Annotated in this window: 12 protein-coding genes; 6 read left to right on the forward strand and 6 right to left on the reverse strand. The window is 45.8% G+C overall.

All coding sequences use genetic code 11. From position 1 onward, the window contains the following. The first annotated feature begins 232 nt into the window (after positions 1-232). A complete protein-coding gene (locus C7B77_RS13035; RefSeq protein WP_106305220.1) occupies positions 233-2,740 on the forward strand; it encodes a DNA/RNA non-specific endonuclease in 2,508 nt (835 codons plus the stop codon). A gap of 74 nt (positions 2,741-2,814) precedes the next feature. Here the strand turns inward: C7B77_RS13035 and rpmA are convergent, their stop codons facing one another. The 6 genes from rpmA to C7B77_RS13065 form a co-directional block, all read right to left on the reverse strand. Then, a complete protein-coding gene (gene rpmA, locus C7B77_RS13040) occupies positions 2,815-3,081 on the reverse strand; it encodes a 50S ribosomal protein L27 (protein WP_106305223.1) in 267 nt (88 codons plus the stop codon). Positions 3,082-3,136: 55 nt separating this feature from the next. Next, positions 3,137-3,490, reverse strand: coding sequence for a 50S ribosomal protein L21 (gene rplU / locus C7B77_RS13045; protein ID WP_106305226.1), 354 nt, complete (start codon positions 3,488-3,490; stop codon positions 3,137-3,139). A gap of 139 nt (positions 3,491-3,629) precedes the next feature. Next, on the reverse strand, positions 3,630-4,109 hold the full coding sequence (locus C7B77_RS13050) for a Tic20 family protein (RefSeq protein ID WP_106305229.1): 480 nt from the start codon (positions 4,107-4,109) through the stop codon (positions 3,630-3,632). A 52-nt stretch (positions 4,110-4,161) separates the two neighbouring features. After that, positions 4,162-5,340 (reverse strand): PilW family protein, encoded by a 1,179-nt coding sequence (locus C7B77_RS13055; RefSeq protein WP_181243853.1) that lies wholly within the window; start codon positions 5,338-5,340, stop codon positions 4,162-4,164. Next, positions 5,291-5,746, reverse strand: coding sequence for a type IV pilus modification PilV family protein (locus tag C7B77_RS13060; RefSeq protein ID WP_106305234.1), 456 nt, complete (start codon positions 5,744-5,746; stop codon positions 5,291-5,293). Before C7B77_RS13060 ends, C7B77_RS13055 begins: the two co-directional genes overlap by 50 nt. A gap of 62 nt (positions 5,747-5,808) precedes the next feature. Further along, positions 5,809-6,471, reverse strand: a complete 663-nt coding sequence (locus C7B77_RS13065; RefSeq protein WP_181243854.1) for a pilus assembly FimT family protein — start codon at positions 6,469-6,471, stop codon at positions 5,809-5,811. A 422-nt stretch (positions 6,472-6,893) separates the two neighbouring features. Between C7B77_RS13065 and C7B77_RS13070 the strand changes: the two genes are divergently transcribed. The 5 genes from C7B77_RS13070 to C7B77_RS13090 all read left to right on the forward strand — a co-directional run. Next, a complete protein-coding gene (locus C7B77_RS13070) occupies positions 6,894-7,583 on the forward strand; it encodes a C40 family peptidase (RefSeq protein ID WP_106305240.1) in 690 nt (229 codons plus the stop codon). Between the two features lie 301 nt (positions 7,584-7,884). After that, positions 7,885-8,154 carry a photosynthetic electron transport-dependent transcriptional regulator PedR gene (gene pedR, locus C7B77_RS13075; RefSeq protein ID WP_106305249.1) on the forward strand — a complete coding sequence of 90 codons (270 nt, stop codon included), beginning with the start codon at positions 7,885-7,887 and terminating at the stop codon, positions 8,152-8,154. 355 nt (positions 8,155-8,509) lie between these two features. Continuing rightward, complete coding sequence (locus tag C7B77_RS13080; RefSeq protein WP_219892135.1) at positions 8,510-9,727, forward strand: RNA-guided endonuclease InsQ/TnpB family protein; 1,218 nt, start codon at positions 8,510-8,512, stop codon at positions 9,725-9,727. Between the two features lie 115 nt (positions 9,728-9,842). After that, complete coding sequence (locus C7B77_RS13085) at positions 9,843-11,375, forward strand: NAD(P)H-quinone oxidoreductase subunit N (protein WP_106305246.1); 1,533 nt, start codon at positions 9,843-9,845, stop codon at positions 11,373-11,375. A gap of 150 nt (positions 11,376-11,525) precedes the next feature. After that, a partial coding sequence (locus C7B77_RS13090; RefSeq protein ID WP_281261354.1) for a methionyl-tRNA formyltransferase occupies positions 11,526-11,873 on the forward strand: 348 nt, incomplete at its 3' end.

The following is an 11,873-nucleotide window of genomic DNA, read 5'->3' on the forward strand; positions in this document are numbered from 1 at the left end:
AAATACATTTGAATTATTTAAAGCATGTATTACGTATAATCTTTGTTAATTTTGACATTGTTTTTATCTCTTAATAAAAATAGAGAGCTGGATCGAACGGGGCGCAATTGCAGTCACATGCTGGAGTCTAATCTCTGGTAAGTTGCTGACAGACATCATTCAGAGCACATTTTCAACAAGCAATATTTGTCGTCATAGCAATCTGTGTACATCGGAGAGGATGAGAATTAATATGCCTTACCTTGATTTTGAACAAACGTTTAGCGATGAGTTTATCGATAAATTACGATCGCTGCGTAACTCTGTGAAACCAGATACAGAGCCAACTGCTGCTGAGTTGGGAGCGCGGATTACCCACGCTGCTCGGAGTGGCGGTGGCTTCACTGGGCGGGATTTCGAGACCCTAATGGGTCGAAACGACCTCTTGCCAGTAAATTACCTCACTAGAGGTGTTATGGCAGCAGCGGCAGTAGGCCGGATAGATGTACCAGAGGAATTTGGTGGCACTGGCAATTGGGGCACGGGATTCCTGATTTCACCCGGCTTGATGATTACCAACAACCATGTCATCAACAGCCCAGAGGCCGCACGGCGAGCGGTAATCGAATTCGGGTACGAACGAGATGCCAATGGCCGATTCAAAACCAGTCGCCGTTTTCACCTCGATCCCGATCTGGCTTTCATCACATCTGATAAAAATGAACTGGATTACACGCTAGTAGCCGTGATGCCAGAATCCGACGATCGCAGTACTCGGCTCGACGAATTTGGATTTCTCCGGCTCGAACCACGCACCCACAAGGTAAGACCGGGAGATTTCGTCACCATCATTCAACATCCCAATGGCGAGGAAAAATTTATTGCCATTCGCGAGAACAAAACGATCCAAATTGGTGCTGGGCAAGCTGGATTCGAGAAAGACTTTCTCTGGTATGTCTCCGATACAGCTCCCGGCTCCTCCGGTGCGCCAGTTTTTAACGATAGCTGGCAAGTAGTGGCCGTGCATCACCGAGGCGTGCCTGTCACCAAAAAAGACAACGGTGCAACGCTGTATCAACGCACTTCTGGCGACTGGATTTCTGAAGCGGAAGCAGAGGCTTTGGCCGCTGATTTACTGCGCTGGGAGGGCAATGAGGGGATTCGAGTCAGCTCGATCGTCAGTAATATTCGCCAGCAGCAGCAACAGCAAGCTGCTAATGCCTCAGTACTGGTGAAAGATTTGCTCGACGATATCGACGGCATTCGTCCTCTGTCTGGTCGGAACGAGCGGGTCAGTATTGTCAGCCCGATCGCCACTGCCAGCCCGATCGCCGCTACTGCTACTGAATCTGATGAATTTCTAGAAGCGCGGCGGACGCGGACTCAGGTTCATTCGATCGAGCACTTTGCCGGACGCACGGGTTACGATCCAAATTTCCTCGGTCAAGTAATTCCTCTGCCGAGCCTGACCGATCGCGCCCTAAGATTTGGTAGCATTGCGCCAGTGAGTGGCACTCAGGATAATGTGTTGCAATACGAGCATTTTTCGATCGTCTTCAATGCCGATCGACGGCTGGCTTTTTTCACGGCGGTCAATATTGACGGTTCGCAATCGGTCGGCTTGGGTCGCGACGATGCGTGGTACTACGATGCGCGGCTGCCGCAAAATCTCCAGATCGGCAATGATTTTTATAGTAACGAACCGGGCGGAAATTATTTCGATCGCGGTCACTTGGTGCGACGGCTCGATCCGGTTTGGGGCGATCCGGCAACAGCGGCTCGTGCCAATGAGGATTCTTTTCACTGGACGAATTGTTCGCCGCAGTATTACGCCTTCAATCAGGGTGCGACACTCTGGCAAGGATTAGAGAATTTTATCCTCACCAATACCGACCAAGACGATCTTAAAGCCAGTGTCTTCACAGGGCCACTATTTCGGAACGAGGATGAGGTACACCGTGGGGTGAAGATTCCGCAGGCGTTTTGGAAGCTGGTAGCTGTAGTCGATGGTGCCAATCGACTGTATACGAGTGCTTATATCGTCAGTCAGAAACAATTTGCGACCAACATCCCCTTCGAGCGGTTGCCAGTTGGCAGTTTCAACAATTTTCAGGTATCGATCGCCCGTCTGGAAGAATTAACTGGGTTAGATTTTGGAAATGTCGTGCGTGCGGCTGATGTCATTCAGGGAGATCCCACCGATCGACCATTACGCAGCCTTGCCGATATTCGCCATCCTCGACGATCGAGCATCCGTACCAGGGGTTTCGGCCAATTCGAGAGCTTTGAGGCATTTCTGGAGTCCTACTCTCAAGCCCAAGCTATTGCCGACAGACTGGAAGAACCAGAGATCGGTCTGGAGGCGCGACGGAAAAAGATGCGCAAGCGTCGCGAGCGGGATGTAGTGGAAATTGCCGTTACAGTCGTGGAATATCTGGGCATCGACAATCATGGGGGAGATCGTCACCAGCAAGCGATCCTGAATGTTACTAAAGCGATCGAGGGCGATCCGGACGTCGAAAATGACTTGAAACGGGTCATAAATGGCTCTGAGCGGGTGTTCTTATCGGTGCGCTTTGGCGATCGCTTGGGACTACCAACATCTGTCCCTGGCATTGAGAACGGTTCTAAATTGCGAGTTCGGGGCGAATGGATAACCCAGGAACGGGCTTATGCCCACGGTGGTGAAAAATTATCAGTGATTCACTTTACCCATCACCCGATCGGCTTTGTCTGTAATGCCGATCGATGTTGGCAGTAGTTTCCTTTAAACAAAATAGGAACATACCTTTGAGTATGTTCCTATTTTCGTTACCAAATTAATTAAAATTAGTTCTAAGCAGCAGCCGCAACGGGATAAACGCTAATTTTTTTACCGTTTTTACCTTTGCGCTCGAAAGTGACAACGCCATCAACTAGAGCATAGATGGTGTAATCTTTACCCTGACCGACATTATTGCCGACATGGAAAGAAGATCCCCGTTGGCGCACGATGATATTGCCAGCTTTGACTACTTCACCACCATATTTTTTAACACCCAATCTCTGGGCGTTTGAATCCCGTCCGTTTCTAGTACTACCCGTACCCTTCTTAGAAGCCATAATTACCTCAAATTATAAATTAAGTGTGCAAGATCGTCGATGCGGTTGGTACTAGTTAGGCTGCAACAGCTTCAGCCGAGGCAATAACCGCGCCATTGACGCTAATAGAATCAATCATCAATCGAGTCACTTCTTGACGGTGACCGCGTTTTTTGCGGGTTTTCTTTTTAGGCTTCATTTTATAGACAATCACCTTGCGCGCCCGATAGTGACGCATGATGGTACCCTCAACGGTAACACCAGCAACTAGCGGTTGACCAATTTGGATGTTGCCATTATTTTCGAGCAAGAATACTTTATCGATCGAGACGGTGCTGTCTGGTTCTCCAGATAACAGTTCGATGTCATAAAAGCGACCTGGTTCGACCCGCATTTGCTTGCCACCAGTTTCGATAATTGCGTAAGTCATAGATTTAATGATGTGAAATGCCGTACGGGTAGTCTCTTTCTTAGGTGCTGAGACATTTGTGAGTTGTAACCCGATCCGAGCTTAAGTTATAGACAGCCCCTTATTATGACAGATCTGACTCGATCGCGTCAATATTTTTTTAGTAGCGATCGACCTGAATCCGTGCCGTCTCCGATAACTGTGGAATGTCTGTATACTTACCCAATGCTGACATGATGATGCCATAACCAGCGATCGCCAACGTACCCAAGAACACCGTATTCCGCAATACCTGAGTTATCGCCCCCAAACCGGGAATTCCTGGTAGGACAGCTTGCAACAACAATCTACACAAAGATAGCAGAATGCCAATCAGAATCGCTTGAAACACATTAAAGCGAATAAAGCGGCTAATTTGAGGATTGACCGCCACGCCAGCGTATAACAATAAGAATAGAATGAAACCACCAAAGCCACTATAGATTCCCACTAGTGGCATCAGTGGCCCGTACAATTGTTCGACGATTGGGAATTGCCCGAAGATAAAGTCACCAAAAAAGTATGCATTCACGATCGGCAGTAAATAAGCCAAACCCCCGAAAAATCTGTCTGCTACTGTCTCCTCACTTTGCCAACTCATGCGATCTACCCCCAGATCTAACTACAGTAATCGTTTCTCCAGCATACCGTAATTACTTAGACAATACATTCCGTGGGAAAAATTCCGCAGCAGCCTTGAGCCTTTCCGTATCGGCTGCACTAGCGATGGCACCTTTTCCCGTACCATCATATTTCGCTTCTAATTCTACCTTAATGCCTTGGATTGTTTTCCAATCATCCACACTGGTTGTATTGAATTCGCAAATGTAGTATGGAATGGCTGCATCGCACCGTCGCGATACTGGTAACAGATTGGGCTTAACGGGCGGTGTTGCGGCGTTTATTATATCGGGTTGTTTGGTATCTTTATCTCCATAAACTCTAGCAGAAACATTGAACTTATCCATTCTTTTAATCAATGTATCGCCACCAGACTTGCCATCTATTTGCAGATTTAAACTACCATCTTTTCTTAAAGCGTAGACTCGCTCCTCAATCAAATAAATAGGTCTGCCTACAGCATAAGTATTGGCATCGGCTGAAAGTCCAGTAATATCAATTTTATAACTAGTGCCAGAGATAGCTCCGTCATCTACATACTTAAAAGTCCGCATGTTTCCAGCTTCGTCTGATATAGCGGCGGAAACTTGTTCGAGATCTGGAGTTGCTTTGGTAGCCAAGCAAAAATCTGTCGTACTGGGACTAGAATAGTCTCCATTAATATCATCAAGTTGACAACGTTTGTCACGAGCCTCTTTTAATCTTGTCGGTCTGACGATCGTTGCCGACGGTAATGTCGTTGTTGATGGTGTTCCAAGTTTGCAGTTTGCTTCTGACTCTGAGTCATTTGTAACTATTATTTCTGTGCCTGTAAATGCACTAGTAATTTCTTGACATAAGGTCAACGGTGATGATAAAGCTCTCCGAATAGTAATTTTAGAAGAACCTGGCATATTATCGGGATCGCCCACAGGTACTTTTTCTATTTTAACGACTGGAAACAATCTGTCGTTCATTTGTTCGCCAGATTGCTTGATATCATTACCGATTAGCTCTAGCACAGCCGATAAATTTTGACTGGAATCAATATTTTTTTTGTCTGTATTAAAGCTACGACTAGCCTCAATAAAAGCATTGGTTGCCAAACCGCCAACTATAAACATGATTGATAAGCCGACTATTAATTCTAACAAGGTAAATCCTTCGTTAGAGTTTTTATCTTTATTCAAAGTCGGTAAAAGTGCCTTCAAGATCGTAAACTTTTTCTTCATCTGTTGAGCCATTATAAAATATTTCCACTTTAAATTTTCGATATTTATCGCTGCAATCAGCAGCAACTTCGCAATAAGTAACTCTTGATTGATAATTTCTACCCATTGCTTTAACTATTAAAGGATGGGTAGCTTCAGTTTTTATTTCGGGCGCAAGTGGATCGGTTGGTAAATCGGAAATTCTTCTAGATCGAATATCATCGAATACTCGCTGGGCAATAATTAGAGCACCCGTCCGAATCTCACTTTTAGAGTTATTTATTTTGGCATATAGAAATACTGGCATTGCATACGCAAGACAGACACCTAGTGTTGTCAGAGCGATCGCTGTCTCTACCAAGCTAAACCCTCGATCTGACGTCTCTTTTGTTTTATTTTTTAATATAGGATTTAATATTGCTTTCATCTGGAGTATATATATTCTGTGAATCGACATTTAAATACTTGCTAATTGAATTAACTCTACGATCAGAACACTGGTTGTGGTGGACTTCCTCCATCGTTAAGATCTGTGTTTGCCCCATATGAAGCCGCATTATTTTGAGCGTAAGTATAAATATCAACTAGACCTAGCCTACCAATAGAAATAACTGCTATTTTGGCCTTGCTAGTATTTTGAAAATCTCTAATAATGAATTGTCTGGGTGTAGCAACAATTCCTCGATTGTCGAAGCAAATATTCCAATTTAAGTCATTGTTAGGAATTGTTGCTGACACTGGAGCACCAAATGTTACTGCGGTGGAGAAATCTGTAATGCCTACTTGAGGTGGTAAATCGAGATCTAGTTGTGATGCCATTTGCCAACGCAATGCAGCAGGAGGATCGAGATTCTCTTTGACACTACAATTAGCTGCATATTCAACAACAAAATTGCTTGGGATCCCGCCATCGTAGCTAGCGCGATTTGTAAATTTTGGTCTGAGGCGATAAGCTTGGTTACTGGAAATCGCTTTCGATCGAATCAGGTTGAGCTGGCTCTTAAATTGTAATGAGCCATCGCGCAACGGTTTATTCAATGCCAACAATGAAGGTACTGCTATTCCCATGATGATGCCAATAATGCTCACAACTACTAGCATTTCTACTAAGGTGAAACCTTGAGCGTTATATTTAGGCGATTGGCTCGTCACAGTCAATGACTCCTCACTGAAGATAAAATTTTGAAATTACTGATGGCTGATGTTTCTCGGTATTGCTCCGACGGAGACTCGATCGCGAACACTCATCTGTCAGCATTATTAACATTCCCAGATAATGAGAAGAAATTACAAACAGCGACTTTTATTGGTGTAAACTTTTTTGCAGGGCAATTTGGATCCCTAGATACATAGCAGATCTAGCATCCGCGTTCTGTCGATCGATTGTAGATGCTTTGGAGTCAATCTTAGCCTGTTTTTCCGATCGCAAATGTGACTGCGATCGCTAAGTAGTTTCACTTAAAACAATCTGTCAATTTCAAAATGTATCTCAGTAAATTTCCAGACGATCGCTCGACGAGTTCGAGTTTGAGACGAAACCATGCTTGCGAGTAATATCTAAATCACTAGTAAAAATGACCAACTTATCTACGCTTACTGAATATCGATGCCGAGTCGATCTCGATCTTTACAGCTCGCCGCTGTGTGAGGGTTTAGCTACTCAAGCAGCAGCAAACCGACATTTGCGAATCGAATCGATCGCGCCAACAGAACAGGCTCTGCCAGTACGATTGTGTGAGGATGATTATCATGCGTGGTTGAAGCTGGAGGATGTAGATCGGCTAGAATTAGCCACAGATATTTATCAAGCGGCAACCATCGACCGCACGACGATCGCCGCTAAAATACCTGAAGTTATTGCCTTTACTCTAGCTGCCATGCAGATACCCAATCGCTACTTGTGGGGGGGAACTGTGGCACCTAATTATGATTGTTCGGGTTTGATGCAGGCGGCATTTGGCTCGGTAGGCGTCTGGTTACCGCGAGATTCTTATCAACAGGAGGCTTTTGTCGAGCAGATCTCGATCGACGATCTGTTACCTGGAGATACGATCTTTTTTGGAACGCCAGCCAAAACCGACCATGTGGCACTGTATTTAGGTGACTTAAAATATATTCACAGTTCGGGAATTCAGATGGGTAGAAATGGGATTGGAATCAATATTTTGACCGATCGCACGGAAGATCCCGTCAGTTGCGGTTACTATAGTAAACTACGCTGTTGCGGACGAGTGATGCGCAGTTATGTGAGCAAAGCCGACTAATTTTTGACAGGGTTAGTCGGCGATCTCCAGAAATTTATCCTGGTGGCGGTCGGTTGTAACTGAGATCTTCAATTACACTGTTTATAAATGTGCAAACTACCGCCCCAGACAAAGCCAGATGTCGATCTCCTTACAGAAAATATCTGAAAATGATGGCGGCTAGTTGGCTCTAAGGATTAGAATCGTTGGCATACATCGATTTCGTATCGTTCGGGGAGAGACTACGCCCACAGCACGAGTAGCCCCTTCATTGAACGAGCGCATCGAGGATTAGAAACAAGTAAAGTTGAGGCAGTCGATCGTGACCGAAGATGATAAGTTTCCAGTACCTGCTACACTTTCCGATCGAGAAGTAGAAATAATCGAACTGGTTACTGCTGGCTTGACTAACAAGGATATTGCCGATCGATTAGAAATTAGCAAACGGACTGTAGATAACCACATTAGTAATATTCTCGAAAAAGCAGGTACTGGTGTCGATAATCGGGTGGCTTTAGTCCGATGGGCACTTCAATGGGGCAAGGTTTGTTTGAATGATATTAATTGTTGTTCGTTACCAGAACGGGAGTAGGGTAGTGGATAGTGGATAGTGGACAGTGGATAGTGAATAGAAACTTTGAACGCAAGCATCCTTTTATAGTTCACCTTGTCTCCCCGTCTCTCATTCTCCCTGTCTCCTTAGTCACCTAGAACAGCAGGATGCCCCCGCTGTACCACGAGGGTACTCCCTTTTGCTTTGTCAGCGGTGGATTGGTCGGGTCACCCGACCAGTAGAGGAATGCGAGTGAGCGGACGATTGCACCCGCCCACAAACTAGCAGGCGCAGCCCTAGCGCGATGGGCGGGTTTATGAGGACGCGAACAAATTCCTTGTTTTTCCACGTCAAAACATTGCTTGTCGATATCACATGTGATATTATTGAGCGTATGGAACAAATACTTACCATCGTTTGCAAACTTAGCCCAACGACAGAACACGTTGCCCAAATTGAGGCAACACTGAAGGCATTTGCTGATGCTTGCAACTATGCCAATGAAGTAGTTAAGCCTCAGACGACAAGCTCTGTAACCATCCAAAACTTGGTTTATCAAGACTTGCGCTCTATGTTTGGGCTTAGTGCTAATCTGGCTGTTCGTGTTTGCGCTAGAGTTGGAGCCAATCGGAAAACTGCTAAAGCCAAGAAGAAAACAGTAGAGTCTTTTGATGCTACAAGCATCGATTATGATGCCAGAATCTTCGACTTCAGACAGAAAGACAACGTTGTCAGCTTGACGCTGATGAATGGTCGTTATCGCATTCCATTGGATATTGGAGAATATCAAGCTGTTAATCTTGACGGCAAGAAGCCAACATCTGCCCAACTCTGCAAACATCAAGATGGTAGCTACTACATCCACATCCAAGTAAAAACTATTCCACCAGACACCACCGAACCAGAAAGGGTCATCGGTGTAGATCTGGGACGTTCTGACATTGCCGTGACTAGTGACGGCGACAGTTGGAGTGGTAAAGATATCAAAGCAACTAGAGATAGATTTGCTCGAACCAGAGCATCGCTCCAAAGCAAAGCCATGAAAGGTACTAGATCGACACGGCGCAGGTGCCGCAAGATCTTGAAACGACTCTCGGGCAGAGAGCGACGTTATCAAACGAATCAAAATCATGTCATCAGCAAAACCATCGTGTCTAAGGCAAAAGCTAGTAAGTCTAGCATTGCTTTGGAAGATCTGACCGGAATCCGAGAACGAACCAATCAACAGCCGAGGTCTAAGACTGAACGCAGACGCTCCAATAGCTGGGCGTTTTATCAACTGCGAATTTTCTTGACCTACAAAGCGATTGGGGCTGGAGTCAAAGTAGTGATGGTTAACCCGCGCTACACGTCCCAGATGTGCCATAAATGCCTGCACATCCACCCTGTCAAGGGGCAGTCTTATCGTTCTGGTAAAAGATTTAAGTGCGGTCATTGTGGTTTTGTTGGTGATGCTGATTCAAATGGCAGCATGAATATTGCTGCTCTTGGAGTGCCAGTCAATGCGCTCGAAGGTTCGATATTGTCTTGCAACTTGCGCAGAACATATCAGGGCTATTACAAGCCCCCGCTATATTGTGAGCCGTCAGGCGAAACAATTAGCGGTGGGTAGTTGACAGCATTACGGTAAGATCGATAAAACATGCTGAGTGAGTATTCTAAAGGCGATTTGCCGCAGCAAAGCTACGCGATCGACGATGATTCAGTTCTTATCGAGTTAAATACTTATGGATTTTAATAATTTAGTTACCCAGCTCAATGCTGGGACGATTCTGCCAGAAGGAATCGTCCTGATTACGCTGTTGGGAATTCTAGTTGGAGACTTAATTTTTGGGCGCAGTATTGCCCGCAATCTTTCCTATTTTGCGGTAGGCGGATTGGTATGTTCGCTAGTGGCTCTAATCTTGCAGTGGGATAATCCGCAGCCAGTCTCGTTTATTGGGGCATATAGTAGCGATCCACTCAGTGTAGTGTTTCGGGCGATCGTCGTGCTGTCGGCTGCGGTGACAATTCTGATGTCGATTAGCTATGTGGAGCAGACAGGAACTGCGCTAGCTGAATTCGTGGCAATTTTATTGACAGCCACTTTGGGGGGGATGTTTCTCTCTGGATCTACCGAGCTAGTCATGATTTTCGTGTCGTTGGAAACCCTGAGTATCTCATCTTATTTGATGACTGGGTACATGAAACGCGATCCGCGATCGAATGAAGCAGCCCTAAAATATCTACTGATTGGGGCATCTAGTTCGGCGGTATTTTTGTACGGCATATCTTTACTGTACGGCTTATCTGGCGGGGAAACGACACTGGAGGCGATCGCCAGAGGCATTGCTGGGGCTAGTGGTAGTCTATCGTTGGGCTTAGTTGTCTCTTTGGTATTTACGATCGCGGGAATTGCTTTTAAAATTTCGGCGGTACCATTTCACCAATGGACGCCAGATGTTTATGAAGGTTCGCCAACTCCAGTAGTTGCCTTCTTGTCTGTCGGTTCCAAAGCTGCTGGCTTCGCGCTGGCAATTCGCTTGTTGGTTACCGCTTTCCCTCAAGTCATCGAGCAGTGGCACTTTGTCTTTACCGCACTGGCGATTTTGAGTATGGTGCTAGGGAATGTCGTTGCTCTAGCACAAACCAGTATGAAGCGGATGTTAGGATATTCCTCGATCGCTCAAGCTGGATTTGTGATGATTGGGATGGTCATTGGTACCGAGACTGGTTATGCGAGCATGGTATTTTACCTATTCGTTTACCTGTTCATGAACTTGGGTGCCTTTGCCTGCGTGATTTTATTCACACTACGCACAGGAACCGATCGCATTAGCGATTATTCTGGTCTATACCAAAAAGATCCCTTCCTTACCCTCTCACTGAGTATCTGCTTGCTGTCGCTCGGTGGGATTCCGCCCTTGGCAGGATTTTTCGGCAAAATCTACATTTTTTGGGCTGGCTGGAAAGCTGGTGCTTATGGTTTAGTCTTACTCGCACTGGTAACTAGTGTCGTCTCGATTTACTACTATCTCCGCGTCGTCAAGATGATGGTAGTCAAAGAACCCAATGAAATGTCGGATGTTGTCAAAAACTACCCAGCTACTAATTGGAACCTCCCTGGAATGCGCTCGCTGCAAGTGGCTACTCTAGCTGGATTGATTGCGACTTCCCTCGCAGGCATTCTTTCCAATCCCCTCTTTACGATCGCGAATGACTCTGTAAGCAACACGCCGATGTTGCAAGCTAGCGTGCAGCGACAAGTGGCGGTGAAGTAGTTGGGAGTTGGGAGTTGGGAGTTGGGAGTAGGTAACGGTTAGCACTATTTACTTAATAAACATCCGATCCTAAACACTCATCTTCTGCAAACTCCCCACTCCGCACTCTCCACTCGACACTCCCACTCCGCACTCCCCACTCCCCACTCAATGCGAATCGTCTTCTTCGGTACCCCTCAATTTGCCATTCCCACGCTGGAAAAACTTTTGGCAGAGCTACAATTTCAGGTGGTGGGGGTGGTAACGCAGCCGGATAAGAACCGTGGGAGAGGCAATAAACTATCGCCATCGCCGATTAAAGAGTTAGCGGTGGCGCATAATTTGCCAATTTGGCAACCCGCACGGATCAAAAAAGACCCCGAAACGATCGAAGCTTTACGCCAATTGGGGGCAGATCTATTTGTAGTAGTGGCATACGGGCAAATTTTATCGCAAGAAATTCTCGATTTACCAAAGTTAGGGTGTATCAACGTTCACGGTTCGCTGTTGCCTCAATAT

Source organism: Chamaesiphon polymorphus CCALA 037 (assembly GCF_003003845.1).
Classification (GTDB): Bacteria; Cyanobacteriota; Cyanobacteriia; order Cyanobacteriales; family Chamaesiphonaceae; genus Chamaesiphon; species Chamaesiphon polymorphus.

Coding starts and splice junctions, on each gene's coding strand:
- C7B77_RS13080 (WP_219892135.1), top strand. CDS start 8,510: ATGGAACAAATACTTACCATCGTTTGCAAACTTAGCCCAACGACAGAA.
- rpmA (WP_106305223.1), bottom strand. CDS start 3,081: ATGGCTTCTAAGAAGGGTACGGGTAGTACTAGAAACGGACGGGATTCA.
- C7B77_RS13070 (WP_106305240.1), top strand. CDS start 6,894: ATGACCAACTTATCTACGCTTACTGAATATCGATGCCGAGTCGATCTC.
- C7B77_RS13050 (WP_106305229.1), bottom strand. CDS start 4,109: ATGAGTTGGCAAAGTGAGGAGACAGTAGCAGACAGATTTTTCGGGGGT.
- rplU (WP_106305226.1), bottom strand. CDS start 3,490: ATGACTTACGCAATTATCGAAACTGGTGGCAAGCAAATGCGGGTCGAA.
- C7B77_RS13055 (WP_181243853.1), bottom strand. CDS start 5,340: ATGAAGAAAAAGTTTACGATCTTGAAGGCACTTTTACCGACTTTGAAT.
- C7B77_RS13085 (WP_106305246.1), top strand. CDS start 9,843: ATGGATTTTAATAATTTAGTTACCCAGCTCAATGCTGGGACGATTCTG.
- C7B77_RS13035 (WP_106305220.1), top strand. CDS start 233: ATGCCTTACCTTGATTTTGAACAAACGTTTAGCGATGAGTTTATCGAT.
- C7B77_RS13060 (WP_106305234.1), bottom strand. CDS start 5,746: ATGAAAGCAATATTAAATCCTATATTAAAAAATAAAACAAAAGAGACG.